General features: G+C 73.4%; 23 protein-coding genes, 1 other RNA gene and 3 pseudogenes. 20 read left to right on the top strand and 7 right to left on the bottom strand.

Features of this window, described 5'->3' with window-relative positions; translation table 11 throughout:
* Window position 1: 1 nt before the first annotated feature.
* Together HF519_RS08875 and HF519_RS08870 are read left to right on the top strand one after the other, a co-directional pair.
* A complete protein-coding gene (locus HF519_RS08875; protein WP_169412025.1) occupies window positions 2–1,186 on the top strand; it encodes an FAD binding domain-containing protein in 1,185 nt (394 codons plus the stop codon).
* A gap of 118 nt (window positions 1,187–1,304) precedes the next feature.
* A complete protein-coding gene (locus HF519_RS08870) occupies window positions 1,305–2,234 on the top strand; it encodes a GNAT family N-acetyltransferase (RefSeq protein ID WP_169412023.1) in 930 nt (309 codons plus the stop codon).
* Between the two features lie 19 nt (window positions 2,235–2,253).
* Here HF519_RS08870 and HF519_RS08865 read toward each other — a convergent pair whose 3' ends face one another.
* Window positions 2,254–3,102 carry a fructosamine kinase family protein gene (locus tag HF519_RS08865; protein ID WP_438826386.1) on the bottom strand — a complete coding sequence of 283 codons (849 nt, stop codon included), beginning with the start codon at window positions 3,100–3,102 and terminating at the stop codon, window positions 2,254–2,256.
* Complete coding sequence (locus HF519_RS30350; protein WP_211169756.1) at window positions 3,099–3,512, bottom strand: low molecular weight protein-tyrosine-phosphatase; 414 nt, start codon at window positions 3,510–3,512, stop codon at window positions 3,099–3,101. The genes HF519_RS08865 and HF519_RS30350 overlap by 4 nt, the downstream gene beginning before the upstream one ends.
* Window positions 3,513–3,734: 222 nt before the next feature.
* Here HF519_RS30350 and HF519_RS08860 point away from each other — a divergent pair, with 222 nt between their 5' ends.
* The 6 genes and pseudogenes from HF519_RS08860 to HF519_RS08835 all read left to right on the top strand — a co-directional run bounded on the left by HF519_RS08860 (window position 3,735) and on the right by HF519_RS08835 (window position 8,503).
* Complete coding sequence (locus HF519_RS08860) at window positions 3,735–3,902, top strand: hypothetical protein (protein ID WP_169412019.1); 168 nt, start codon at window positions 3,735–3,737, stop codon at window positions 3,900–3,902.
* Between the two features lie 31 nt (window positions 3,903–3,933).
* Window positions 3,934–5,031 carry an Rv2231c family histidinol phosphate aminotransferase CobC gene (gene cobC, locus HF519_RS08855; RefSeq protein ID WP_169412017.1) on the top strand — a complete coding sequence of 366 codons (1,098 nt, stop codon included), beginning with the start codon at window positions 3,934–3,936 and terminating at the stop codon, window positions 5,029–5,031.
* The gene (locus tag HF519_RS08850; RefSeq protein ID WP_169412015.1) at window positions 5,028–6,215 is read left to right on the top strand and encodes a Nif3-like dinuclear metal center hexameric protein; all 1,188 of its coding nucleotides are present in this window, start codon (window positions 5,028–5,030) and stop codon (window positions 6,213–6,215) included. The genes cobC and HF519_RS08850 overlap by 4 nt, the downstream gene beginning before the upstream one ends.
* Entirely contained in the window at window positions 6,212–6,949 is a 738-nt protein-coding gene (locus tag HF519_RS08845) for a zinc ribbon domain-containing protein (RefSeq protein ID WP_169412013.1), read from the top strand. Before HF519_RS08850 ends, HF519_RS08845 begins: the two co-directional genes overlap by 4 nt.
* A gap of 16 nt (window positions 6,950–6,965) precedes the next feature.
* Window positions 6,966–8,056 (top strand): annotated as a pseudogene (locus HF519_RS08840) (bifunctional RNase H/acid phosphatase).
* Window positions 8,057–8,104: 48 nt separating this feature from the next.
* Complete coding sequence (locus HF519_RS08835; protein ID WP_169412011.1) at window positions 8,105–8,503, top strand: hypothetical protein; 399 nt, start codon at window positions 8,105–8,107, stop codon at window positions 8,501–8,503.
* Between the two features lie 72 nt (window positions 8,504–8,575).
* On the opposite strand, the gene HF519_RS08830 is transcribed toward HF519_RS08835, so the two are convergent.
* On the bottom strand, window positions 8,576–9,334 hold the full coding sequence (locus tag HF519_RS08830) for a sulfite exporter TauE/SafE family protein (protein WP_169412066.1): 759 nt from the start codon (window positions 9,332–9,334) through the stop codon (window positions 8,576–8,578).
* A gap of 60 nt (window positions 9,335–9,394) precedes the next feature.
* On the opposite strand from HF519_RS08830, the gene rnpB reads away from it, so the two are divergent.
* Window positions 9,395–9,806: RNase P RNA component class A (gene rnpB / locus HF519_RS08825), an RNA gene on the top strand.
* A 241-nt stretch (window positions 9,807–10,047) separates the two neighbouring features.
* Here rnpB and HF519_RS08820 read toward each other — a convergent pair.
* A complete protein-coding gene (locus HF519_RS08820) occupies window positions 10,048–10,398 on the bottom strand; it encodes an STAS domain-containing protein (RefSeq protein WP_169412009.1) in 351 nt (116 codons plus the stop codon).
* Between the two features lie 682 nt (window positions 10,399–11,080).
* Between HF519_RS08820 and HF519_RS08815 the strand changes: the two genes are divergently transcribed.
* From HF519_RS08815 to HF519_RS08795, 5 genes and pseudogenes are all read left to right on the top strand, one after another.
* Window positions 11,081–11,683 carry an MEDS domain-containing protein gene (locus HF519_RS08815; RefSeq protein WP_169412007.1) on the top strand — a complete coding sequence of 201 codons (603 nt, stop codon included), beginning with the start codon at window positions 11,081–11,083 and terminating at the stop codon, window positions 11,681–11,683.
* A 31-nt stretch (window positions 11,684–11,714) separates the two neighbouring features.
* Window positions 11,715–12,119 (top strand): annotated as a pseudogene (locus HF519_RS08810) (YciI family protein); the annotation flags it as partial.
* 88 nt (window positions 12,120–12,207) lie between these two features.
* Window positions 12,208–12,459 (top strand): annotated as a pseudogene (locus HF519_RS30345) (sigma factor-like helix-turn-helix DNA-binding protein); the annotation flags it as partial.
* 356 nt (window positions 12,460–12,815) lie between these two features.
* Complete coding sequence (locus HF519_RS08800) at window positions 12,816–13,271, top strand: ATP-binding protein (protein WP_169412005.1); 456 nt, start codon at window positions 12,816–12,818, stop codon at window positions 13,269–13,271.
* Between the two features lie 90 nt (window positions 13,272–13,361).
* Entirely contained in the window at window positions 13,362–14,141 is a 780-nt protein-coding gene (locus HF519_RS08795) for a sulfite exporter TauE/SafE family protein (RefSeq protein ID WP_169412003.1), read from the top strand.
* Window positions 14,142–14,161: 20 nt separating this feature from the next.
* Here the strand turns inward: HF519_RS08795 and HF519_RS08790 are convergent, their stop codons facing one another.
* Window positions 14,162–14,353 (bottom strand): hypothetical protein, encoded by a 192-nt coding sequence (locus HF519_RS08790; protein ID WP_169412001.1) that lies wholly within the window; start codon window positions 14,351–14,353, stop codon window positions 14,162–14,164.
* Between the two features lie 149 nt (window positions 14,354–14,502).
* Between HF519_RS08790 and HF519_RS08785 the strand changes: the two genes are divergently transcribed.
* Window positions 14,503–17,199: a PEP/pyruvate-binding domain-containing protein gene (locus HF519_RS08785; protein ID WP_169411999.1), complete on the top strand. Its 2,697-nt coding sequence runs from the start codon at window positions 14,503–14,505 to the stop codon at window positions 17,197–17,199.
* A gap of 166 nt (window positions 17,200–17,365) precedes the next feature.
* The gene (locus HF519_RS08780; RefSeq protein WP_169411997.1) at window positions 17,366–18,214 is read left to right on the top strand and encodes a S1C family serine protease; all 849 of its coding nucleotides are present in this window, start codon (window positions 17,366–17,368) and stop codon (window positions 18,212–18,214) included.
* A 50-nt stretch (window positions 18,215–18,264) separates the two neighbouring features.
* Here HF519_RS08780 and HF519_RS08775 read toward each other — a convergent pair whose 3' ends face one another.
* The gene (locus HF519_RS08775) at window positions 18,265–18,753 is read right to left on the bottom strand and encodes a Crp/Fnr family transcriptional regulator (protein ID WP_211169745.1); all 489 of its coding nucleotides are present in this window, start codon (window positions 18,751–18,753) and stop codon (window positions 18,265–18,267) included.
* A 1,452-nt stretch (window positions 18,754–20,205) separates the two neighbouring features.
* Between HF519_RS08775 and HF519_RS08770 the strand changes: the two genes are divergently transcribed.
* From HF519_RS08770 to HF519_RS08755, 4 genes are all read left to right on the top strand, one after another.
* Window positions 20,206–20,682 (top strand): MarR family winged helix-turn-helix transcriptional regulator, encoded by a 477-nt coding sequence (locus tag HF519_RS08770; RefSeq protein ID WP_169411995.1) that lies wholly within the window; start codon window positions 20,206–20,208, stop codon window positions 20,680–20,682.
* Window positions 20,683–20,808: 126 nt separating this feature from the next.
* Window positions 20,809–21,201 carry a MerR family transcriptional regulator gene (locus tag HF519_RS08765; protein ID WP_438826385.1) on the top strand — a complete coding sequence of 131 codons (393 nt, stop codon included), beginning with the start codon at window positions 20,809–20,811 and terminating at the stop codon, window positions 21,199–21,201.
* Entirely contained in the window at window positions 21,198–22,805 is a 1,608-nt protein-coding gene (locus tag HF519_RS08760) for a peptide chain release factor 3 (protein ID WP_169411993.1), read from the top strand. Before HF519_RS08765 ends, HF519_RS08760 begins: the two co-directional genes overlap by 4 nt.
* A gap of 238 nt (window positions 22,806–23,043) precedes the next feature.
* On the top strand, window positions 23,044–24,528 hold the full coding sequence (locus HF519_RS08755) for a SulP family inorganic anion transporter (protein ID WP_169412060.1): 1,485 nt from the start codon (window positions 23,044–23,046) through the stop codon (window positions 24,526–24,528).
* A 15-nt stretch (window positions 24,529–24,543) separates the two neighbouring features.
* Here the strand turns inward: HF519_RS08755 and HF519_RS08750 are convergent, their stop codons facing one another.
* Complete coding sequence (locus tag HF519_RS08750; protein WP_246242873.1) at window positions 24,544–26,088, bottom strand: GDSL-type esterase/lipase family protein; 1,545 nt, start codon at window positions 26,086–26,088, stop codon at window positions 24,544–24,546.
* Between the last annotated feature and the right edge of the window lie 57 nt (window positions 26,089–26,145).

Below are 26,145 nucleotides of genomic sequence, written 5' to 3'. Positions count from 1 at the left end.
GTTGCAGGCTCCCACCGTCGCCGTCGTCGGCGGATCGCTGGGCGGCCTCACCGCGGCGCTGGTGCTCGCCGCCGCCGGCTGCGACGTGACGGTGCACGAGCGCTCACCGTCCACGTTGGAGGCCCGGGGGGCGGGCATCTGCGTACTGGACGAGACGGTGCGCTGGTTCGCCGAGAAGACCGAGATCCCGCCGGACACGCTGTGCAGCTCCACGGGGTTCATCCGCTTCCTCGACTCCCGGGGCGGGATCGTGCACGAGCGCGCGCACGCCTACCGGTTCTCGTCCTGGAACACGATCTATCGCGCGCTGCTCGACCAGTTGCCGCGAGAGCGCTACCGGCTGGACCACGAGGTGACCGGCTTCGCCGGGCACGGTGACGGGGTCGAACTGCAACTGCGCTCCGGGGACCGGCTGCACGCCGACCTGCTGGTGTGTGCCGACGGGATCAACTCCGCAGCCCGCTCGGCGCTCCTGCCCGAGGTCGCGCCGTGCTACTCCGGCTACGTCGCCTGGCGGGGGACGCTGCCGGAATCGGCGCTGACCGGGCCCACCTTCGCCGCGCTGTCCGACGCGATCACCTACCAGGTGCTCACCGACAGCCACGTCCTCGTCTACCCGATCCCGGGCCCGGACGGGTCGTTGGAGCCGGGAAAGCGGCTGATGAACTTCGTCTGGTACCGCAACGTCGCGACCGGCGCGGACTTCGAGGAGCTGATGACCGACCGGGAGGGCCGGTTCCGGCAGGTCTCGTTGCCGCCGGGGGCGGCTCGGCCGGAGTTCGCGTCCCGGCTGCGCGACGACGCGACCGCCGCGCTCGCGCCGGTCATCGCCGAGGCGGTCACCGGGGTGGCCGAGCCGTTCGTGCAGGCCGTGTTCGACATCGAGGTGCCTCGGATGGTGCACGGGCGGGTGTGCCTGATCGGCGACGCGGCCTTCGCGGTCCGTCCGCACGCCGCCGCCGGGACGGCCAAGGCGGCGGCGGACGGGTGGGAGCTGGCCGCCCAGCTCACCGCGCACCACGGTGACGTCGAGTCCGCGCTGGCCGCGTGGGAGCGCCGGCAGCTCGCGCTCGGCCGCGGCCTGCTCGAACGCAACCGGCAGATCGGCGACGCCTCCCAGCGGCTGGGTACCTTCACCCCCGGTGACCCGGCATTGATCTTCGGGTTGCGCGGCCCGGGGCGCTGAGCTCGATGACCGCACGCTCGTGCAGGGCCGCCGATCCGTGTCCGCCGGGCGATCCGATGCGGTTGTTCGCCACCGACCCGGCGTCCGTACACGATGGACCAGCGGGCATCCTTCCCGGATGGACATCGAGGTGCGCCCCCTCGCCGAGAGCGATCTGGACACCGCCGACCTGATCTTCCGCGACGCGTTCGGCACCTTCCTCGGTACGGACATGTTCGGCGACACCGACCTCGTGCGGACCCGTTTCCGGGCCGACCACGTCGTCGCGCTCGGTGCCTACGCCGACGGTGAGCTCATCGGCTCCAACCTGGTGACCCGCTGGGGCAGCGTCGCGTACTTCGGCCCGCTGTCGGTGACCCCGCGGCTGTGGGACCGCGGGGTGGGCGCCCGGCTCGTCGACGCCACGCTGGGCGTGTTCGCGGAGTGGGGGGTCACCCACCAGGGACTGTTCACGTTCGCGCACAGCCCCAGGCACCACTGGCTGTACCAGAAGTTCGGGTTCTGGCCGCGGTTCCTCACCGCCATCATGTCCCGCGAGGTGACCGGCGTCCCGGCTGCCCGCACCGCCTGGACCCGGCTCACCGAGATGCCCGACCGGGCCGCCGTGGTGGCCGCGTGCGGCGAGCTCACCGGCGCGATCCTGCCCGGCCTCGACGTTCGCGGTGAGATCGACGCCGTGATCGACCAGAAGCTCGGTGACGTCCTGCTGCTCGGCGACGATCCCGTCGCGCCGCACGCGCTCGCCGTCTGCCACGCGGGCGCGGGCTCCGAAGCGGGGTCCGGGTTCTGCTACGTCAAGTTCGCCGCGGTCCGGCCCGGTCGGGATGCGGGCGCGCACTTCTCCGGGCTGCTCGACGCGTGCCAGGCCTACGCCGCCGGGACCGGTGCCCAGCACCTCGCGCTCGGCGTCAACACCGCCCGGCACGAGGCCTACCGCCACCTCGTCGCCTCCGGGTTCCGCACCGACGTGCCCGGGGTGACGATGCACCGGCCCAACGTGGAGGGCTACGACCGTGCCGGCGTCTACCTGATCGACGACTGGCGCTGAGCCGGCTGAGAGCCCTGTGTCAACCCGCCCGGAGCGCGGCGCGGGCGGCGGCGACGGCCTGTCCGGCGTAGCCGCGGCCGAACAGCACCACGTGCACCAGCAGCGGGAACAGCTGGTGCAGCGGGACCCGCTCGCGCCAGCCGTCGGCGAGTGGGGTGGCCTCCGTGTACGCGGAGCGGAGCTCGTCGAGGCCGGGACAACCGAACACCGCGAGCATCGCGAGGTCGGTCTCCCGGTGACCGCCGTGGGCCGCCGGGTCGATCAGCCATGCGCCGTCCGTCGCCCACAGCACGTTGCCCGACCACAGGTCACCGTGCAGCCGCGCGGGCGGCTCGCCGGGCCCGGCCAGGGCGGGCAGCCGGTCGCACACGGTCTCGATCTCCGCGGTCTCCGCGGCGGTGAGCGTGCCCGCGTCACGGGCCGCGCGCAGGTAGGGCAGCACCCGGTCGGCGGCGTACCACTCGGGCCAGCCCGGGCCCGCGACGTTGCGCATGGGCGCCCGGCCGATCCAGGCGTCCACCGGCCCGTCCGGGGGCGGGGCCCCGAACGCGGGGGCTCCGGCCGCATGCAACGCGGCGAGCCGGCGGCCCAGCTCGGCCGCGGCACCCGGCGGCGCCCCGCCGGCGGTCACGAACCCGGTCACCAGCCACGCGTCGTCGGCCGCGAGAACCTCGGGGACCGGCGGCCCGCCGGGGACCGCCAGCCAGCGCAACCCGGCCGCCTCGGCGGCGACGGCACCCGCGCCGTGCCCCGGCTTGACGACGACCCTGCGGCCGTCGTCGAGGTCGACCCGGCTGGCGCCGCCCAGCGGGGCGGTCCGGCGCACGGGCACGCCGAGCAGCCGGGCCGCGGCCGCGCCGGGGCTCACAGCCGGGCCCGGACCCAGTCCAGGAGCCCGGGCATCGCCGCCTTCACCATCGCCAGCACCTCGTCGAACCCGTCCGGTCCGCCGTAGTAGGGGTCCGGGACCTCGGCGCCCGCCGGTGCGGCCGGGTCGAACGAGCGGAGCAGCCGGACGCGGTCCGGTTCGGGCACCGACCGCTGCAGCGCCCGGCGGTGCTCGCTGTCCAGCGCGATGATCAGATCCGCCGAGAGCACCTCGGCGTCGACCTGCCGTGCGACGTGCGTGTCGGGGTACCCGTGTGCGCGCAGCACCGCGGCCGCCCGCTCGTCGGCCGGGTTGCCGACGTGCCATCCGCCGGTGCCCGCGCTGGTCACGCTGACCTGGTCGGACAGGCCCGCCCTGGCGAGCTCGGCGACGAAGACCTTCTCGGCCATCGGCGAGCGGCAGATGTTGCCGGTACAGACGAACGTCACGGAGAACGTCTCTCGTGGAGCGGTCACATGGCCAAGTCTGACCGATCCGGCCGGTGGCGCGCTCGGCGCGGTGATCTTGTCCACCGGCCGGGCCGGTCGGTCGGCACATCGGCCGTCCCGTGCACCCCGGCGGGGCCCCTGGTCACCCGGGCGCCGGCCGACCCGGAGATCGATGAGCGGCAGGTGCTGATGGCGCTGCTCGACCTCGAACTGCACGGCGGCCGCGCCATCGACGGGATCGGCGGCCGCATCGCCGGCTCGGCGGGCTGCGATCCTGAGAGATGTGCCGGATCGCGGATCGGCGGGTCACGTCGACCCTGCGAACCGAGCGGTGGACACAGACCGAACTGAGATCTACACGATCACCGTAGGGTGCTCATCCATGGCGGGAGACCTGCAGCGCGACGACGGGTACGACACATCGGCCCTGCGCCACCACGGCGACGTCGACGCGGAGCCCGGCCTGCTCGACTTCGCGGTCAACGTGCAGGGTGTCGCGCCGCCCGGCTGGCTGCGCGAGCGGCTCGCCGCGACGCTGGACGGGCTGGCCCGGTACCCGAGCGCGACGCACGACGAGGCCGCCCGCGCCGCGGTCGCCCGCCGGCACGGGCGCCGTCCCGACGAGGTGCTCGTCCTGGCCGGCAGTGCGGAGGGCTTCGCGCTGCTCCCGGCCCTGCGGCCGCGGCTGGCCTGCGTGGTGCATCCGGGGTTCACCGAGCCCGAGGCGGCCCTGCGCGGCGCGGGCGTCCCGGTGACCCGGGTGCACACCGAGGAGGCCGACGGGCACCGGTTGCGTCCCGCGGACGTCCCGGCCGAGGCCGACCTCGTCGTGGTCGGCAACCCCACCAACCCGACCGGCGTGCTGCACCCGGCGTCGGCGATCCGGGCGCTGGCCCGGCCGGGCCGGGTGCTGGTCGTCGACGAGGCGTTCGCCGACGCGTTGCCCGGGGAGCCCGAATCGCTCGCCGCCGCCGGCGACGTCCCGGGTCTGCTGGTGCTGCGCAGCCTGACCAAGACGTGGGCCCTGGCCGGGCTGCGCGCCGGGTACGCCCTGGCCGCCCCCGACCTGCTCGCCCGGTTGGCCGCCCCCCGCCCGCAGTGGCCGGTCGGGACGATCGCGCTGGAGGCCGTCATCGCGTGCAGCGAGCCGACGGCGGTGGCGCAGGCGCAGCGGGCCGCCGAGGGACTGGTGGCAGCCCGGGCCGGCCAGGCCGCGGCGCTGGCCGCCGTCGACGGGGTGACGGTGCTGCCGGGCGCCGCGCCCTACCTGCTGCTGCGGCTGCCGGACGGCTCCGGCGAGCGGGTGCGCGGTGAGCTGCGCGCGGCCGGGGTGGCGGTGCGCCGCGGCGACACGTTCCCCGGGCTCTGTGCCGACCACCTACGGGTTGCGGTCCGGCCACCCGAGCAGGTGGCCCGGCTCGTCGAGGCGCTGGAGAAGGCGCTGGACAAGGTTCTGCACGAGATCGAGGTCCCCGCATGACCGCCCGCCTGGCCGACGTCACCGCCGCCCTGGAAGCCGCCTACCCGCCCGCGCTGGCCCAGGACTGGGACGCCGTCGGCCTGGTCTGCGGCGATCCGGACGATCCGGTCGACACGGTCCTGTTCGCCGTCGACCCGGTACGCGCGACCGTCGACGAGGCGATCGGGTCCGGCGCGCAGTTGCTGGTCACCCACCATCCGCTGCTGCTGCGCGGGGTGCACGGCGTCGGCGCGGACACCCCGAAGGGCGCGTTGGTGCACCGGCTGATCCGGGCCGGTACCGGTCTGTACACTGCGCACACCAACGCCGACTCCGCCGATCCCGGCGTCTCCGACGCGCTCGCCGCGGCGATCGGTCTCGACGTGGAGGGCCCGTTGCAGCCGGCGCCCGCCGAGGAACTGGACAAGATCGTCGTGTTCGTCCCGGTCGGTCCGGCCATCACGGCCGTGCACGACGCCCTGGCCGCCGCCGGGGCCGGTCAGATCGGGGACTACAGCCACTGCTCGTTCGCGACCGCGGGTACCGGGCAGTTCCTGCCGTTGGAAGGCGCGAACCCGGCGATCGGGCGGGTGGGCAAACTCGAGCGGGTCGCCGAGACCCGGCTGGAGATGGTGCTGCCGCGCCGCAAGCGGGCCGCCGTCGTCGCCGCGCTGCGCGCCGCCCACCCGTACGAGGAGCCGGCGTTCGACGTGCTGGAACTCGCCGGCCTCCCGGCATCGGTCGGGCTGGGGCGGGTCGGCGCGCTGGCCGCGCCCGAACCGCTGTCGGTGTTCACCGAGCGGGTCGCCGCAGCGTTGCCGCCGACCGCGTGGGGAGTGCGCGCCGCAGGCGATCCGGACCGGGAGATCCGGCGGGTCGCGGTATGCGGTGGGGCCGGTGACTCCGCGCTCGGCGCCGCGATCGCCGCGGGTGTGGACGCCTACGTGACCGCCGATCTGCGCCACCACCCGGCCGCCGAGCATCTGCTCGCCGGGTCGCTGCCCGGCCGCCCGTCGCCCGCGCTGGTCGACGTCGCGCACTGGGCGTCGGAGTGGCCGTGGTGCGGGCAGGCGGCCGACGTGGTGCGTGCCGCGTTGGGGGGTAGCGTCGAAGTCCACGTTTCCCGGCTGCGCACCGACCCCTGGACCATCGGGACGATCGGGACACCCGCTACATCAGGCACGACCGGAAGGACCTCCTCATGAAGGCCGATCCCGCCGTACAGCGGCGGCTGCTCGACCTCGCCGACGTCGACGCCGAACTGACGCGGCTGGCCCACCGGCGTCGCACCCTGCCCGAGCACGCCGAGCTCACCGGCGCGGAAGCGGCGGTGCGGGCGGGCAAGGACAAGCTCGTCGAGACCGAGACCGCCGCCGGTGACCTGGACCGCGACATCCGCCGGCTGGAGCGTGACGTCGAGGGCGTCCGGGTGCGCACCGCTCGCGACCAGCAGCTCCTGGCCGGTGCCGGGGTCGGGGCCAAGCAGGCCACCGACCTGCAGCACGAGCTGGAGACCCTGGCCCGCCGCCAGCGTTTTCTGGAGGACGAGCAGCTCGAGGTGATGGAGCGCCGCGAGGCGCTGGGCATCGACCTCGACCACGCCCGCAGCGTGCTCGCCGAGGCGGAGCAGAAGCTTTCGGAGATCACCGCGCGCCGTGACACCGCGCTGCTGGACATCGACGCGGCCGAAGCCGGGCGCCGGCGCGCCCGCGCGGAGCTCGTCGCGGCCCTGCCGGCCGATGTGCTGGCCGCCTACGAGCGGCGGCGGGAACAGGGCGGCGTCGGCGCGGCCGCGCTGCGCGAGCGGCGCTGCGGCGCCTGCCGGCTCGAGCTGGACCGGACCGCGCTCGGGGCGCTGCGGAGCGCGCCGGCCGACGAGGTGGTGCACTGCGAGGAGTGCGGCGTGATCCTGGTGCGCACGAAGGAGTCCGGTCTGTGAAGGCGGCCCGGTGAAGGTGATCGTCGAGGCCGACGGTGGGTCGCGCGGCAACCCCGGTCCGGCCGGGTACGGGGCCGTCGTGCTCGACGCCGCCACCGAGGAGGTGCTGGCCGAGCGGCACGGCGGCCTGGGCATCGCCACCAACAACGTCGCCGAGTACCAGGGCCTGATCGCGGGCCTGCAGGCGGCGCGGGAGCTGGGCGCCTCCGACGTCGAGGTGAAGATGGACTCCAAGCTCGTCGTCGAGCAGATGTCGGGGCGCTGGCAGATCAAGCACCCCGCGCTGCGGGCGCTGGCCGCCGAGGCCGCCGCGCTGGTCCGCGAGCTGGGCGGGGCGAGGTTCGGCTGGGTCCCGCGGGCGCGCAACAGCAGGGCCGACGCGCTGGCGAACGAGGCCATGGACGCGCAGGCGGAGCGGTGACGACGTCGGATTCCGCCGCGGGCAAGGGGGAGCAGACGGCCACCACCGCGTGGACGGGCCAGGTCGGGCAGCCCACGCGGCTGCTGCTCCTGCGCCACGGCCAGACGCCGCTGTCGGTGCATCGGCGTTACTCGGGGCACGGCGATCCCGAGCTCACCCAGCTGGGCCACGCCCAGGCCGCGGGTGCGGCCGCCCGGCTGGCCGGGATGGACGGGATCGCCGCGGTGCTGACCTCGCCGTTGCGGAGGGCCCGGCAGACCGCTGCGGCCGTCGCCGAGGCGACCGCTGCGCCCCTGGTGGTGCGCGAGGGACTGATCGAGACCGACTTCGGCCACTGGGAGGGCCTCACCTTCGCCGAGGCCCGCGACCGCGACCCGGAGCTGCACGCTCGGTGGTTGGGCTCGCAGGACGTCCGCCCGCCGGGCGGGGAGAGCTTCGCCGAGGTCGGCAGACGGGTCGCGGCGGAGCGGGCGAAGATCGTCGCCGAGTACCCGGCGTCCACCGTGGTGGTGGTCAGCCACGTGACCCCGATCAAGATGCTGTTGTGCGAGGCCCTGGGGTCCGGCCCGGAGATCCTCTATCGGGTGCACCTGGATCTCGCGTCGCTGTGCATCGCCGACTTCTACCCCGACGGCGGTACCTCGGTGCGCCTGGTGAACGACACGTCCTACCTCCCGGCGGCCTGATCGCGCGACGTCACCGGCTCACACGAGCAGGACGAGTTCGCCCCGGACGTGACGCTCCTCCAGCAGCGCCTGGGCCTGCGGTGCCTGCTCCAGTGGGAAGGCCTGCTGCACCTCGATGCCCGGGCGCCCCTGCACTGCGCCCGGGCCGGCCAGGCGAGCTGCTCGGAGCCCGGTTGGACCCGCACGTACCGCCCGCCCTGGGCGAGCGCGGTCTCCGGATCCGCCCACCAGCGCGGCGGCCTGCGTGAGGTCCAGTTCGGGCGGTCGGTGGGCGAGCGTGCGCAGCGGGGCGGGCACCAGTTCGGCATGGGTGCCGCACTGCACCTCGTCGCGGCGCACGCAGCCGAACACCGGGTCGCCCGGCGCGAACCCGAGGGCGGCCGGCCGGCCTGCTCGACCGTCCCCGGCCGCGTCGAAACCCGGCGCGAGGGGTTCATGATGGGGTAGTAACCCCGTAGCCGGCCCTGGCGGATGAGGTGGTCCACCGGGTCACTCCCGCCGCGGCGACCCGGACCAGCCTCAGCTCACGGTCAGCCAGATGCCGACCGCGATGCCCAGGACGACGACGCACCAGCGCAGCACGTTCTCCGGGAGCCGCTGCGCGAGTTTCGCGCCGAGGAACCCGCCGATCAGGGTCGTCGGCGCCAACAGAGATACGGCCAGCCAGTCGACGGGCGCGCCGATCGCGAACACCACCACGGTCACCGTCGCGATGACCAGCGACAGCAACCCTTTCAGCGCGTTCAGCCGGACCAGGCGGTCGTTCGCGAACAGGGACAGTGTGGCGATGAGGATGACGCCCAGGGCGCCGCCGAAGTAGCCACCGTAGATCGCGGCGAGGAAGACAGCGGGAAGCAGCACCCCCAGCCGGTCCGGGGCGCTCGGGTCGGGCTGACCGATCCAGCGCTTGATCCGGGGCTGCAGCGCCAACAGCAGACTGGCCATGATCACGAGGGCGGGCACGACCGCGTCGAACACCTCACCGGGCAGTATCAGCAGCAGCACGCAGCCGATCCCCGAGCCCAGAACGGCGACGGTGGAGGTGAGCAGGATGCGGCGCCGCTGCTCGCGCAGGTCCCGCCGGGCGCCGATCACGATGCCCAGGTAGCCGGGCCACTGCGCGACGGAGTTGGTGACGTTGGCCGCGAGCGGGGAGAAGCCGACCGCCAGCAGGGCGGGGAACACCAGCAGCGAGCCGCCGCCGGCGACGGCGTTCACTCCGCCCGCGAACAGCCCTGCGAGGAGCAGGAACACCAGCGCACCCGGCGACGCGTCCATCACGAGGGGGCACGCTATCCCGCCCCGCCGCACCCGGCTGCGTAGAATGGAAGGTGCGGACGAGCTGGCCGGGCGGTCGCGTCGGCGGTTCGGCTGAACCGCCGCCGAGGAAAGTCCGGACTCCGCAGGGCAAGGTGGTTGCTAACGGCAACCCGGGGCGACCCGCGGGACAGTGCCACAGAGAACAGACCGCCCCGCGCGCGAGCGCGGGGTAAGGGTGAAACGGTGGTGTAAGAGACCACCAGCACCCCGGGTGACCGGGGTGGCTCGGTAAACCCCACCTGGAGCAAGGCCAAGAGGCTCCCGTCCTTCACCGGACAGGAGCTGCGCAGACGTTCGAGGGTTGCCCGCCCGAGTCTGCGGGTAGGCCGCGCAGAGCCCGCCGGTGACGGCGGGCCGAGATGGATGGCCGCCGAACGGAGCGCCGTGAGGCGCCCGGGAACAGGATCCGGCTTACAGGCCAGCTCGTCCGCCCCGCCCCCTCGGACCAGTGCCCGGGGGAGCGGGGCATCTCTGGTGAACAGGCGAAACGCGCTCGCTCGTTCTCCGGGTTCTCAGCGCTCCCCGACGTCCGACGGCCCACGGACGGTCCAGGGATCGATCTCGACGTGCCTTCCGGTGCCCCGGCCCCTCACTTCACGACTCACACGCATTCGAGGTCGGCGTCGGACGCTGGATGGCCGGGGAGTGCGCGGTCCCCTCCGGGCATCGGCTCAGATCGTCGAACGGTCCGGGAAGAAGTCGATGATCTGGGTGAGTGCGAGCATCTCGAACACCTTTGCGGTGCTTCGTCTGGTGACGACCTTGAGCGCCTGGACGTCGCTCAGCGCCGGGAGGACATCGAGGATGATCGCTACGGCGATCGAGCCGATGAAGGTGACCTCGCCGAGATCGATCACGATCGTGCGAGCGGTACCAACGGTGCGTTCGAGGCCGGTCCGAAACGCCGTCGCGGTGGCTATGTCGATCTCGCCTCGGACCGTGCACACCAACGTACTCGGGCTCGGGCGTTCGAGATCGATGGCGAACGACCCGGGGCCTGTCTGATCGGGTGCGTTTGGCATCGCCGGCTCCAGCTTGGTGCGACGGCCGACCGTACTCCTCGTTCGGGGCACGGGGACCCTGCTGGACGCCCTCATTCGATCGTGGGCGATGCACGGGGGAAGCACGGGCCCGCGTAGCCGGCCCGCGCCGCCGCAGGCGGCGCCCTCGAACCCGGCCGGGAAGGCGGCCGGCGTCACTTCACACTCCGGACTTGCTCCCATCTCATGCCCCAACAGCGCGGAGCGGACCCGGCGGGCGATTGACGACATGTTCGCGATGTGACGATCTCCTGCTGGGCGATCGTCTGCCGACCCTGCCTCTCCTGCCGCGGGCGGCTTCGAGGGTGAGCACGGCCGGCGTACCGCCCAGCGGGAGCGGGGCGTCCCATTCGGGAAACCACAGCTCAGACGCGGTGTGTCGGCTGGACGGTCGGGAGTCCGACATACCTGCCGGTTCGTGCGTCCCGCACCACCGGAGCTTGCCAAAGGGGGGTGGAGCGAGGACGGTGGGTGCCGCTCGGAGGCGCCTTGGGACCGCCGACCGCTGCTGTCCCGTCTCCGGTGACGCCTACGGAGATCCGGGACTCCTCCGGAAACGGGGCTGTGAATCATGCCTTCCGCACTGGGCCATCACACCTTGCACCCGCCGTTACCGACGTCCACCTGTCCGGCGGTATCCGTCCGTTCCGGTCCGGGTGATGCGATGACGACGACGGCCGAGGTCCGGCGCACGGCGACGTTCGGTGGGGCCCAGCTGGCGGCCCATGATCACGTGTGTGCCTTCGTACTGGGCGAGGAGGAGCGTGAGCGGCTGGCGCTGTCGTTCTTCACCGAGGGCCTCGAGGACGGGGAGGCGTGCCGCTATGTCGGGAACCGCCGCGACGGCCGGAGGATGGCCGCCACGATGGCCGGCAAGGGTGTGGATCTGCGGCTGTTCGAGGTGAGTCAACCGTGTGCCACGCCCATGGCCGGCCCGCTCGACGTCGACTCGTTGATCGGCGCGGCCTACAGCTGGTCCCGGGCAATCGCTGGTCAGGACCGTCGCCGCTTCACCCGCACGCTCGCCGACATGACCGCCCTGCATACCCTGGCCGGATCTGCCGGCTTCCAGGATCGGCTCGCGGCCTACGAGGTCCGGGTGAGCGCGTACACCACCACCGCTCCGCACGTCTTCGTCTGCATGTTCGACTTCGGCGTGTTCGGCGGCGACGTCCTCATGGCATCGCTGAAGGCGCACCGGGACGCGTGGATGGGTGGCCAGGTGCTGGCGCGGCTGCCCCTGGCCCAGGGGGCCCGGCCGGTATGACCATCGGCAGCCGGCGGTACCCGCCGGAAGAATCCTTCTCGCGGTGTCGATCCCGGGCTCCGGCGTCCTCCCCGGCGAGGAGCTCCTCACGGAGATGCAGAAGTACAACGAGGAGCTGGCGAAGGCCGGCGTGCTGCTCGCGGGTGAGGGGCTGCACCCGAGCTCGAAGGGCGCCCGCGTCAGGTTCTCCGGAGAGAAGCGGACCGTGATCGACGGTCCCTTCACCGAGGCGAAGGAGCTCATCGCCGGGTTCTGCTGCTCCAGGTGACGTCTCTGGACGAGGCGATCGAGTGGGTCAAGCGTTGCCCCAACCCGGTCGAGGGGGGAGTCCGAGATCGAGATCCGGCAGGTGTTCGAGGCCGATGACCTCGGCGCCGAGTTCACCCCGGAGCTCAGGGAGGCGGAGCAGCGCCTGCGCGAGCAGGTGGCGGAGCGGCGGTGGTCGGGCCCGTCCCGGCCTTGCCGGGGCGCGGACGAAGCTGTCCGATCGGGGGCGCGGCGGCCTCGGACGCTCGTCGCACGGGGACATCGAGGACGACCTGCTGCGCCTGGTGTTCATCGCGTGCCGTCCGGTGCTGGCCACCGAGGCGCGGGTCGCGCTCACGCTCCGCCTGCTCGGTGGCCTGGCGACCGAGGAGATCGCGCGTGCGTTCCTGGTCCCGGAGCCGACCGTCGCCCAGCGGATCGTCCGGGCCGAACGGACCCTCGCCAAGGCCCGCGTCCCGTTCGAGGTGCCGACGGGGGAGGAACGCGCCGCCCGGCTGTCGTCGGTGGTGGCTGGTCTCGGAACCGTCGCTGAAGACCTACCACCTGCTGCCGAGCGTCCGCGGTAACCTCCTGGCCGAGCTCGGTCGTTTCGGCGAGGCGCACGACGAGTTCGAGCGCGCGGCCTCACTCACGCGGAACGGGGGCGAGCGCGCGCTGCTCGCCGGGCGCGCCGCCGAGTGCGCACCGATCAGCGCTGGTCGGTCCGAGTCCTCGATCTGACACATCGCGACGGCCCGGCCGCCGTGGCCGGCGCGGGGCGAGAGCGGTGAGTGGGGGGCGTCTCGCGGTGGATGGCTTTTCCCCGGGCCGCGGTCGGGGCAATCCCGGGGCAACTGTTCGTCGATGCTCAGGAGGCGGCGTCGCTGTGCGCGATACCAGGAACCACCAGACCGAGTTCGTCCGCCTGACCTGGCCGGCCACCCCGGACCGACTGGCGTCGATCCGACAGCGGCTGCGCGAGTGCCTGGAGCCGCTCGGGCTCGGGGATCTGGAGGACGACCTCCTCCTGGCGGTCAGCGAGGCGGCGACCAACGCCGTGGCCCATGCGTACGACGCCGACGAGGCCGGGACCGTCGAGGTGACGTTGTGGACCGAGCCGGACGCCCTCTGGATGGAGGTCACGGATTTCGGACGGTGGCGGGCCCCCGGCAGCCCGTCCGCCGGCGGTGGCCGCGGCATTCTGCTGATGCACCGCCTCGTCGACGGTGTGCTGATCCGCCACGACCGGCGGGGCACGCAGGTCCTGTTCCGGCAGCCGATGGCCGGGACCGGGCGGGCCGGGGGCGAAGAGCTGGCCTCTGCGGTGCCGCAGTGCCGGTGAGAGCAGCGGCGAGGTGGCCCGCTGAGCCGGGCCGGCACCACCCGCGGCGGGAGTCTGCGCGATAGTGATCGGCATGGGAATCGGGCTCGCGTGACCTGGCAGGGCCTGCTTCTCGGGTTCGCCGCCGGCCTGTGCATCTCCGTCCTGACGACGCCGGTCGGCGTGTCCGGAGCGGTGTTCCTGCTCCCGGTCCAGCTCGACGTCCTCCACGTCCCCAATCCGCAGGTGACGCCGACGAACCTGCTGTTCAACGTCGTGGCCGGCCCGGGTGCCCTGTTCCGCTACCGGCGTCAGGGGCAACTCATGGGCCCGCTGACGCGTCAGATGCTCGCCGGGACGCTGCCTGGCGTCGCCATCGGGGCCGTTCTGCGGGTCTACCTGGCATCCGATGCCGCGACGTTCCGGATCCTCGCCGCCGCGCTGCTGCTCCCGACCGGCCTCTGGCTGCTCACCCGCGGTCGTGGGCGAGGAGCCGAGGCCTCCCGGCGGCTCACGCCGAGAACGGTGGTTGCGCTCTCGCTGGCCGTCGGGATCGCCGGGGGCGTCTACGGCATCGGGGGCGGCTCGATCCTCGGGCCGATCCTGGTGGGCGTCGGCGTGTCCGTGGCCGAGGTCGCGCCCGCGGCGCTGGCCAGCACCTTCCTCACCTCGATCACCGGCGCCCTCGCCTACACGCTGCTGTCCGTGACGGCCGGCGGTTCCGTCGCCCCGAACTGGACGCTCGGCCTGATCTGCGGCGTCGGCGGCCTCATCGGCGGCTACATCGGCGCACGGATCCACTCACGGTTGCCCGAGAGCCTTCTCCGAGCGGTCCTCGGGCTCCTCGCCGTCGCGCTCGCGGGCAGCTACCTCGTCGCCACGCTCACCTGAGCCGGCACCTGCGGGATCGGTTAGCCCTCGTCCCGCAGTTCGGGCCGCGGCGGCGCGTCCAGGCCCAGCTCCTGGATCTCCTCGTCGTCGGGGAACTCGGCTTCACGCCACTGCTCGCGCGTCGGCCCCCCGCCCCGCAGATCGTTCTCGATCTCGCGCTCGAGCGCCTCGTCCTTCAGGGCGCCGTGTTTGGCACTGCCGCGTTCTGCCACCGTGTCCTCCAAGGGTGAACGGGTCGTCCGGAACGGATGGGTTACCCCGAACCCGCCCGCCGGACACGGCGGACCCCCGGCCCGCGAGCCGTGCGAGCTATTTTTCATCAAGCGTTGAGTTGCTCTCTGCTCCGGCGCTACCCTCGTTCATGGTCACCACGCAGCCGCCCGGCGCCGCGACCGATCGGGCCCTCGTCCTCGATCTCGCCCGGCTCGACGCCGCCCGGCTGCCGCAGGTCGGCGGCAAGGCGGCCAACCTGGGGGAGCTCCTCGGGGCCGGCTTCGAGGTCCCCGGCGGGTTCTGCGTCACGACGGCGGCCTACGCCCGGGTCGCCGATGCGGCCGGACTCGACGCCGTGCTCCCGAATTCGTTCCGGCCCGGGGAGCCCGCGCCGGAACGGATCCGGGAGCGGCTGCTCGCCACACCCGTACCCACCGACATCGTGGCGGCGGTGACCGCCGCCTACGCCGGCCTGGGCCCGGACGTACCGGTCGCGGTGCGCTCATCGGCCACGGCCGAGGACCTGCCGGGCGCCAGCTTCGCGGGCCAGCAGGACACCTACCTCAACGTCGTCGGCCCGGACGCGGTGCTGGATGCGGTCCGCCGCTGCTGGGCCTCCCTGTGGACCGATCGCGCCGTCTCCTACCGGGTGAGCACCGGCATCGACCAGCGCACGGTGCGGCTCGCGGCCGTCGTGCAGCGGATGGTCGACGCCCGGGTGGCGGGGGTGGCGTTCACCGCCGACCCGCTCACCGGCCGCCGCGGGTGGACCGTCATCGACGCGAGTCCGGGGCTGGGCGAGGCGGTGGTGTCCGGTGCGGTCAACCCCGACCACGTCGTCGTCGACGCCGAGGGCGGGATCGTGGAGCGCCGGGCGGGGGACAAGCGCGTCGAGGTGCGCTCGCTGCCCGGCGGCGGCACCGAACGGCTCACCCGGGACGGTGCGGACGACCGGTTCGGACAGCTCTGCCTGAGCGACCCGCAGCTCCGGGAGCTCGCGGCGCTCGGCCGCCGGGTGCAGGACCACTACGGGGCGCCGCAGGACATCGAGTGGGCCGTCGACGCCGCCGGCCGGATCTGGCTGACCCAGGCACGGCCGATCACGACGCTGTTCCCGATACCGGAACCGGTCCGCGCGGGCCGGGTGTACTTCTGCGTCAGCCTCGCCCAGGGGCTCGTCCGGCCGCTGACGCCGATGGGCATCGCGGCCTTCCGGGTCCTCGGTTCGGTCGCCGCGCACCACCTGTTCGGCGTTCCCGTCGGCGACCCGCGGACCGGCCCGCCCGCGTTCGCGACGGCGGGCGGGCGGCTGTTCATCGACCTCACCACCGCGCTGCGCAGCCGCGCCGGTCGGACCCTGATGCCCCGTGTCCTCGATGTCATGGAGGCGCGCTCGGCCACGGTGCTGCGGTCGCTGTTCGACGATCCGGCCTTCTCCGTCCGCAGCACGTCGTGGTGGCCGTTCGTGCGGAACGTGGCGCGGGTCGCCGCCCGGTTCCGGATCCCGCTGCGCGCGGTCCAGGCCCTGGTCAGCCCCGCGGCGGGTCGCCGGCACGCGGACCGGGTCGGCCGGCGGTTGCAGGACCTGCTCGCGGCGACCGGCGAGCGGACGGCCACCCAGCGGCTGGACCGCGTCGAGCGGCTGCTGCAGGCGATCTTTCCGATCATGCCCACGGTGGTCCCGGTGGCCGGCGCCGGGTTCGCCATGCTCGGCCTGGCGCGCCGGCTCGCCGGCGCGGACTTCCGGGCCAACGACGTCCACGAGGTGCTCCGCTCGCTGCCGCACAACGTCACCACGATGATGGATCTCGAACTGTGGGCGCTGGCCACCCGGCTGCGCGCCGACACCGCCGCAGCCGCGGCGCTGCGGGAGCAGGACCCGGCCGAGCTCGCGGCGCGCTACCAGCACGGAGCGCTGTCGGGGGTCCTGCAGGACGGGCTCGCCGGGTTCCTGCGCCGGCACGGCCATCGGGCCGTCGCGGAGATCGACCTCGGGGTGCCGCGCTGGTCCGACGATCCGGCGTACGTGCTCGGGGTGCTGGCCAACTACCTGCGTCTCGTCGTCGAGGCGGACCCCGCGCTCGCCCCGGACGCGCAGTTCGCCCGCGGCGAGCGGGCCGCGCGGGCAGCGGTCGACACCGTGGTCGGCCGCGTCGCACGCCGGTCGCGGGTGCGCGCGCGGTTGGTGCGGCTGGCGCTGGGGCGGGTCCGGGAGCTGGCGGGGATGCGCGAGACGCACAAGGACTTCCTGGTCCGCGTGCTGGCCGAGGCCCGGGCCGAGCTCGCCAACGTCGGCGCCGAGCTCACCGCCCGGGGCCTGCTGGACGGCGCCGACGACGTGTTCTTCCTCGATCTCGAGCAGGTCCGTACCGCGATCGGTGGCGCCGACCTGCGCGACGTGGTCACCCGCCGCCGCGAGGATCACGACCAGGAGCTGCGCCGCCGGCAGGTGCCGCGGATCGTGCTCTCGGACGGGACCCAGCCCGAGGCGGTGCGCGCCGGTGCTGCGGGCCGTGGCCGTCCCACCGACGGGGTGCTCGCCGGTTCACCGGCGTCGGCGGGAACGGTGACCGCACCGGCGCGGGTGGTGCTGGATCCCGTCGGTGCCCACCTCGAGCCCGGCGAGATCCTCGTGGTGCCCTCGACCGACCCGGGGTGGACGCCGCTGTTCCTCACCGCCGGGGGACTGGTCATGGAGATGGGCGGATCGAACTCCCACGGTGCCGTGGTCGCCCGGGAGTACGGCATTCCGGCGGTGGTCGGCGTCCCGGACGCGACGCTGCGGATCGCGACCGGGCAGGAGATCACGGTCGATGGCGCGGCCGGAACCGTCGTGACGTCCTGAGCAGCGGCGATCCGGCGTGCCGCCGCTGCGGCGGCGGTGTGGTCCGCGGTGCCCGCGTTGTCGAGCCCCAGACGTCCCGTCGAGACGGGTCGTGCGCCCCTGCCCCCGGGTCCGTGGGCCCTCCAGCCTGGGTGGTCGGCCGTGTCCATCGGTGTGGGGAGTGACGATGACGACGAGCGGCGAGGCCCCACCGGGCAGCCCACAGCGACAGGACCCGACCGCCCGGGACCAGATGGCCCACCGGCCGATCGGGATCGATCCCCGGCGGCGGCCGGTGCCGCCGGGGCGCGGGACACCGCTGCTGCGGCGCGTCACCCTGGCGGTGGCCCTCGTGCTGCTGGCCCTCGTCGGCAGTACCGCCGCCACGGCCTCGCCACGGCTCGAGCGGACCGCCGCTCCGACCCAGTCCATTGACGTCCCGGCCGTGGTGGCCGCTGTCGGGCCCGCGGTCATGCGCGTCGAGGTCACCACCTCGGCCACCCAGGGGGCCGGGACCTGCATCGTGCTGACCCCCTCCGGTGACCTGGTCACCAACGCCCATGTGGTGGGCACCGCGACCAGCGCGACGGTGATCGGTACGCGCGACACCTACACCGCGCGCGTGATGGGGAAGGACACCGCGGCGGATGTGGCCTGGCTGCGCATCGACCGCGCCTCCGGGTTGCGCGTGGCCCGGCTGGGCGATTCGCGGGCCGTCGAGGTGGGACAGGACGTCGTCGTGATCTCGAACGGGCTCAACCTCCCCGGGGCGCCTTCGATCACCCGCGGCATCGTGTCCGCCGTGGGGCGCTCGGCCGGGAACATGACCGGCCTCATCCAGACCGACGCGGCGATCAGCTCGGGCAGCTCGGGCGGTGCGATGGTCGACGATTCGGCGCGTGTCATGGGCATGACGTACGCGGTCGCGGTCGGGGACCAGACGACGACGGTGGAGAACGTCGGCTTCGTGATCCCGGCGAACCGTGTCGCGGCGGCACTGCGCCGGCTCGGGCTCGACGTGTCCGCCCGCCGCTGACGGCACGCCCCGGTGCCCGGGACGGCGCTCCGGGCACCGCGGCAGGTGCCTCAGCGGGGAGCGGCCCGGCCACGGGGTTCGTCGGGCCTCCGCCGGAGGTCGAGCAGCCGGGCGCGGGTGGCCTGCAGCCGTTCGAGCGACGCCGCGAACAAGGTGCGTGCCAGCGCGTAGCCGAAGCGCGGGTCCTGGTCGGCCATCGCCCGGAGTTCGGTCGTGTCCAGTTCGATGGCGGAGGTCGGGCCGAGGGCGCGGGCCGTGACCTGCCAGCGGTACGGCGGGGCGAACCACGACCAGCCGAGCAGATCCCCGGGACCAAGGGTTTGGACCACCACCCGGCCGCCGCCCGGCACGTCGACCTCCAACGCGACGCGACCCTCCTGGAGCAGCCAGCAGCCGCGGGCGGGAGCGCCCTCGGCGAAGACCCGCTGCCCGGCCCCGAACCGCACCGGCCGGGCGACCGCGGCGATCTGGACCCGCTCGGCGGCACCGAGCGTGGCGAAGACGGGGTGGTCGGCGATCCGGGCGGCTTCGTCGGTCACGGTCGCGCTTCCGCTGTGCTGGTGCGCTCCGGCCGGTCGGGCACGGCGCCCCCTGTCCTTCGGCTGCGGTCGGAGCCCGACTCAACCCGGTGGCCGCCGGTGGTCCCAGGGCCGGAGGTCCCGCCGTCCGGTCCTGGCCCGAGCCGCACCCCTCCACGGCCGCCGCGGCGCGCCCGGTGGCTGCTGAGCCGCGGACGCCCCGGCGCCCCGCGGGTGACCTCCTGTGGGGACGGATGAAACGCCGCCCCGTGAGGTGCTTCCGTGGCTCGATCACCTTCCGGCCAGTGAAAGCCGGTCCGCTCTCCGCGGTTCGGATCCGCAGAGATTATCGGCGATGTCGGAAAGCTCCACGGCTCGTGGCCGTCGAATAATTTACGAGGTGCGACAGCAGAGTTCGTTCGCCGAAATCCGGGAAACGAGTCCGTAGGGGGACATGGTTTGCAGTGGCACCGGCCGATGGTTCGCGACTGCCGTCGGAATGTCCTGACGGATGTGCAGGAGCTTGCTCGGGATCGTGGTCGGTGGAAATGTCTCGTCGGCATCGGGGGTCATGGATCGTTGGCCGCAAGAGATCTCTCGGTGACTTGGTCGCGCCGTCCCGGCGAACCGCGCCTGCCGATGGCGGGCATTCCGGCATCCTTCGCCGGTCGCCGTGCGGATCGGGCTCCGGCCGGCCGCCCCCGGACCGCCGTTGCAGGTAGGGCCATGATCGATCGACCCCGGAGCCGTCATCGGGACCGGCGGAGCGGGTCGAGCGGTGGATCGTAGGTGTGAAGGGCCCGTAGGGTCGAGGCCATTCACCGTCTTTCCGGAGAGTCGCGGTACGGCGGGTGATCCCATCGCTCGGCGACCACTCCAGGACTCACTCCGTGACCACTTCGTGACCACTCCGGCGACCAGTCCGGCGGTCCTTGGCGCAACGCGGCCGCCGGCTGGCTACAGGAGCCCGCTGTGTACGGGTGCCCGCGGGTGCCTGGCGCGCACGGCGAATCCCGAGTCGAGTCCGGAGGCGGGCGCCGGCCCGGGGCCGGGTCGAGCAGGTGCCGGTCCGAGTGGCGAGCGGACCGGTGCCGGGCTCGTCGCGAGCGACGCCGGCGGCCATTGCGGCTCCGGCGGCTCCGGTCCGCTCCTGGGATGTGTGAAACTCCATTCATCCGGTCTGTCCCGCCGAATTCGGCAGGTATTCAATCAGCATTTTCCGCCCCCGCCGGAGTCGGCGTGAAAGCGCTGGCCGCCGACGTCGGATCGTGACCGCCCGGGCACGCGGAGCAGGGCCCGAAGAAGGTTGAGCCGCCCAAAGATGGCTATTATGGATGCATGGCAAGTGGTCCCTCGGCTCGACGGCGAGGCCGGGTAGAACCGGCCGATTCCGTTCGCTCCGAAAAGGTCGGTAGCGAACGATCGACGACCCACTCCCTGGCGGAGCTGCTGAGCGAACGTCAGGGACCGGGCATGTCGGTGGATCTGCAGGCGATGGCGACGGTTTCGGGCATACAGCGCATCGCGATGCGTATCCGGCACCATCTGGAGCAAGGTGTGCTCAAGGAGAGCGAGCTCACCTGGACCGGCTTCGCGGTGCTCTGGACGCTGTGGGTGCGCGGCGAGATGCAGACGCGTTACCTGGCCGAGGAGGTCGGGGTGAACCGCAGCACGCTGAGCGGGGTCCTCGCGACCCTCGAGCGGCGTGGCCTGCTGACCCGTCGCGGCCACGAGACCGAGGGTCGCCTCGTGATCGTCGAGCTCACGCCCAAGGGCGAACTGCTCATCGAACATCTCTTTCCGCGGTTCCACGCCGAGGAGAGCTTCGTCGTGTCGTCGCTCAGCGCCGACGCCAAGCGCCGGCTGGGCAACTCGCTGCGCACCATCGCCGAGCTGCTCGACTCCGACGAGGGCCGGCAGCGGCGCGCCACCACACTGCGCGAGCGGTAGCGAACGTCTCGGCGGTTCACCGCCGGCGCCGGGCTAGGCTCGGAGCAGGCGGTGCGACATCGCCGGTTCGTGTGCTGAGGTGTGGAATCGCTGGACAGGGCTGGGCAGTTGATGCAGATCGGTGAGGTGGCTACCCGCGTCGGTCTGTCGCTGCGGACGCTGCGGCACTGGGACGAGGTCGGGCTGGTGGTGCCCTCGGCCCGGTCGGCGGGCGGCTTCCGCCTGTACACCGAGGCCGACGTGGAGCGTCTCGAGCTGGTCAAGACGCTCAAGCCGCTGGACTTCACGCTCGAGCAGATGCGCGAGCTGCTGGCCACGGTGGACGGGGCCCGCAACGACGACGGAGGGGACGAGGACGTGACCGCCGAGCTGCAGGGCCGGTTGGCGTTGTTCCGCGCGGTGGCCGACAGCCGGGTGGAAGCGCTGCGTGCGCAGGTGCAGGGCCTGGAGGCCTTGTCCCGGGAGCTGGGCAGGTTGTCCGGCGATTCCGGGCGTCGAACGGCCGGCCGGAGCCGGTGAGCGCCACGTCCCACGGCGCCGTCGCAGGGGAGGCGGGACGGCGCCGCACCTTCGCTGTCATCAGCCACCCCGACGCCGGCAAGTCGACCCTGACCGAGGCGCTCGCCCTGCATGCCGAGGTGATCGACGAGGCGGGCGCGGTGCACGGCAAGGCCGGCCGCCGCGGCGTCACGTCGGACTGGATGGAGATGGAGCGCAAGCGCGGCATCTCCATCACCTCCGCGGTCCTGAAGTTCGCCTACCGCGACTCCGTGATCAACCTGCTGGACACCCCCGGCCACGGTGACTTCTCCGAGGACACCTACCGGGTGCTGGCCGCCGTCGACGCCGCGGTGATGCTGCTGGACGCGGCCAAGGGCCTGGAGCCGCAGACCCTGAAGCTGTTCGATGTCTGCCGCAGCCGCCGGATCCCGGTGCTCACCTTCGTCAACAAGTGGGACCGGCCCGGGCGCGAGGCGCTCGAGCTGCTCGACGAGGTCGAGCAGACCATCGGGCTGCGGCCCATGCCCGTCACCTGGCCGGTCGGCGTGGCCGGTGAGCTGCGCGGGCTCGTCGAGTGCGCGACCGGCGAGTTCACCCGCTTCCGCCGGACCGCGGGCGGTGCCACCCGAGCCGAGGCCGAGATCGTCCCGGCCGAGCGTGCCGCGGTCGAGGAGGCGCCGCACTGGGCGAACGCCCAGGACGAGCTCGCGCTGCTCGACGAGATCGGCGCGAAGTACGACGAGGCGGCGTTCCTTGCGGGCGTGGCCACGCCGGTGCTGTTCGGGGCGGCACTACCGAACGTCGGTGTGGCGCGGCTGCTCGACGCACTGGTGGAGCTGGCCCCGTCGCCGGCGGAGCGCACCGACGTCGACGGGCGGCCCCGGGCGGTCGACGCGCCGTTCTCCGGCCTGGTGTTCAAGGTGCAGGCCGGCATGGACCCGTCGCACCGCGACCGGATGGCCTTCATGCGGGTCTGCTCCGGGCGCTTCGAGCGCGGGATGGTGCTCACCCACGCCGGTACGGGCAAGCCGTTCGCGACCAAGTACGCGCAGTCGGTGTTCGGGCAGCAGCGCACGACCATCGAGGAGGCCTTCCCCGGTGACATCGTCGGACTGGTGAACGCCGGTGCCCTGCGCCCGGGGGACACCCTCTACGCCGAGGACCCGGTCGAGTACCCGCCGATCCCGAGCTTCGCGCCGGAGCACTTCGCCGTGGTCCGCTGCGCGGAGGCCGGCAAGCACAAGCAGTTCCGGCGCGGGATCTCCCAGCTCGACAGCGAGGGCGTGATCCAGGTACTGCGCTCGGACCTGCGCGGCGACCAGGCACCGGTGCTCGCGGCGGTCGGCCCGCTGCAGTTCGAGGTGGCCACCCACCGCCTGGAGTCGGAGTTCCGGGCGCCGGTGACGCTCGAACCGCTCGGCTACTCGGTGACCCGGCGGACCGACGCCGCGGGTGCCGAGGTGCTCGACCGGCAGAGCGAGGTCGAGGTGCTCACCCGCAACGCCGACGGCGCGCTCCTCGCCGTGTTCGGGAGCAAGTGGCGGCTGGAGACGATCCGCCGGCGCTACCCGGAGATCGTGCTGGAGGCACTGCCCGCGGGCTCGGCCGACGCGGCGGACTGATCGATACCCTCCCGTCCCGGGAGGGTTGCCGGGCGTGCACCCATGGCGCCTCGCCGGGGCCGGGGACGCGTCCGGCGTCGCACGTACCGCGGCCGGGGCGGTCGCGGTGCCGGACCGTCCGCGGGCGCTGTTCCCCGGCTCACAGCAGGACGGGGAAACCCTTCCGTCGCGGTAGGGTTGATCGTCGCTCGAGCCCCGCCGTGTGTGGCTCGTCCTCTTCCTCCCGGTGAAAGAGCCGATGTCGCTGCCTGCTGTGCTGTCCCGCCGTCCGTCGCTGCCGTCGCCGCGCGTGCTGCGTACCGAGGCCCTCTCCGGGCTCGTGGTCGCGCTCGCGCTCATCCCGGAGGCGATCTCGTTCTCGATCATCGCGGGCGTCGACCCGCGGGTCGGGCTGTTCGCCTCCTTCACGATGGCCGTGACCATCGCGATCACCGGCGGGCGTCCGGCGATGATCTCGGCCGCCACCGGGGCCGTCGCGCTCGTGGTCGCCCCGCTCGTCCGCGAGCACGGGCTCGACCACCTGCTGGCCGCCGTGATCCTCGGCGGTGTGCTGCAGGTGCTGCTGGCGGCCCTCGGCGTCGCGAAGCTCATGCGCTTCCTGCCGCGCAGCGTCATGGTGGGCTTCGTCAACGCGTTGGCCATTCTGATCTTCACGGCGCAGGTGCCCTACCTGGTCGACGTGCCCTGGACCGTCTACGCGCTGCTGGCCGTCGGGCTGGCCGTGATGGTCGGTCTGCCCCGGCTCACCACCGCGGTCCCGGCGCCGCTGGTCGCGATCGTCAGCCTGACGGCGTTCGCCGTGGCCACCGGCCTCGTCGTGCCGACGGTGGGGGACCAGGGCGCGCTGCCGGAGAGCCTGCCCGTGCCCGGGCTGCCATCGGTCCCGTTCGACCTGGCGACGCTGCAGATCATCGCGCCGTACGCACTGGCCGTCGCCCTGGTCGGGCTCATCGAGTCACTGATGACGGCCCGGCTCGTCGACGAGATCACCGACACCCGGTCGAGCAAGACCCGGGAGTCCTGGGGCCAGGGCGTGGCGAACGTGGTCACCGGCTTCTTCGGCGGCATGGGCGGCTGCGCGATGATCGGCCAGACGATGATCAACGTCAAGGTCGGCGGGGCCCGGACCCGGATCTCGACCTTCCTGGCCGGGGTGTTCCTGCTCGTGCTGGTGGTGGCGCTGGGCGACGTCGTCGCGCTGATCCCGATGGCCGCCCTGGTCGGAGTGATGATCATGGTCGCGGTCGCGACCTTCGACTGGCACAGCGTGCGCCCGGCGACGCTGCGCCGCATGCCGCGCAGCGAGACCACGGTGATGGTCTCCACCGTGGCGGTCACGGTGCTCACCCACAACCTCGCCTACGGCGTCGGCGTCGGGGTGCTGGTCGCGATGGTGCTGTTCGCCCGCCGGGTCGCCCGGCTCGTCGAGGTCACCGCCGTGCTCGACCCGGACGGGACGACGAAGATCTACCGGATCAGCGGGCAGTTGTTCTTCGCCTCCAGCAACGACCTGGTCATGCAGTTCGACTACGCCGGCGACCCCCCGGACGTCGTCATCGACCTGTCCGCCGCGCACGTCTGGGACGCCTCGACCGTCGCCGCCCGGGACGGCATCAGTGCCCGCTACGCGGCGCGCGGCACGACGGTGACGATCGTCGGGATGAACGACAACAGCCGCACCCGGCACGCCGCGCTGGCCGGCCACCTCTCCGCCGGGCACTGATCGGCGGGCCCGGGGTCACCCGCCGTTGCCCGGGCCGATCAGCCGGGCCACCCCGGCCGCCATCCGGATCGACCCGACCCCGGTGGGGTGGAACGGGTGGCTGTCGGACAGGCCCTGCAGGTCGGGAGCGAGGCCGGCGGTGCCGGGCCGGCAGAGCCGGGTGAGCTCCGGGCGGGCGACGTCGAACCCGTACTTCTCGGCGCCCCCGGCGAGGATGGCGTTGAGCTGCCCGTTGCGCTGGATCAGCAGCTCGATCTTGCCCGGGGTCAGGCCCGCGGCCTGCGCGGGACCGCGGGAGTCGGGGCAGTCCGCACCCGGGTCGAACACGTCGTAGGAGCCGACGACGACGACCTGCGGCCGGCTCGGCAGCTCGGCCAGGTCCTGCAGCAGCTTGCCGTACTCACGGTCGAACGCCGCCAGGCGGTAGTCGAACTCGCCCTGGGTGAGGTTGTCCGAGCAGTCCGCCACGCCGTAGCAGTAGGTGAGGAAGTCGCTCCAGCCCAGGTCGTTCGGGCCGATCGCGACGACGACGAAGCGCAGGTCCTGCACCTGCTTGAGCAGTCCGACCTGCGCCGGCAGCGTGAGGTCGCCGCGCTGTTGCGGCCCGCGCAGGCCCTCGGTGACGGAGGCCCCGGAACAGGCCAGGTTGAGCACCTGGGCGGGGAGCAGCCGGCCGAGCTCGCCGGCCAGCGAGTCGGCGCTGCGTTCGCAGGCCACGTCCTCCCGGGTGGCGCCGTCCGGCGGCGGGCCCCCGACGCGCGCGGCCCGGGAGTCCCCGATGACGGCACCGGAGTAGCCGAAGACCTCGGGCCCCACCGGCGACGGCGACAGGTGGTGGGCCCCCACCAGTTCCGACAGCGATCGCACGTCGGCCAGCCCACGGACCGCCCCGCTGTAGGCCAGCGCCCCGGAGGCACCCCAGGCCAGCACGGACGCCGTCACCGCGAGCACGGTCATCCGGCCGATCGTGCCGGCGCAGCACTGCCGGATCTCTGCGACGGGGACGTGCTCGCGACCGGCCCGACTCTGCCGGCGCAGGATGGCCAGCATCCGGGCGCAGCCGGCGACCGCGCAGGTGGACAGCGTGAAGACGACCAGGCCGAGACCGCCGAGCAGGTACCAGCGCAGGAAACCGCCGCCCAGCGTCGAGGCGGCGTCGGCGCGGGCCTGCCGGGTCGTGTCCGGCCGCAGCACCTCGGCCGCGGCCTCGTTGCGTTGCACCGGGCCCAGCGTCAGCTGCGGGCGCAGCGGGCCGTCGACCTGCAGCGGCGCGATGTCGAGCTCGGTGTTGCCGATCTGCACCAGCTGCGCGGGGCCGGACAGGGACAGGTTCGGTGTGCGCGCCCCCACCGAGATGTGCTGGCCGAGCACGACCAGTTGCTGATTCGGGGTGAGCGCGACGATGACCGGGAGCCCGACGAGCAGACAGAAGGCGATGACCAGCAACGTCGGCCACGACAGCAGCTCCCGCGCCAGATCCCGCAGTCTGCGGCCGGCCCGGCGCCCGGGCCGCTGCCCCGGCGTCGGCCGGTCGGAGTGGTGGTCGGCGGTCATCAGCATCGGGTGAACCCCTCCGCGTGCGCTGGTCGTCGGATGCCGGTCCCGTTGCGGTAGCGC

Origin of the sequence: Pseudonocardia bannensis (assembly GCF_012911875.1) — a bacterium.
GTDB lineage: Bacteria > Actinomycetota > Actinomycetes > Mycobacteriales > Pseudonocardiaceae > Pseudonocardia > Pseudonocardia bannensis.
This window is presented reverse-complemented; position numbering and strand designations above follow the sequence as displayed.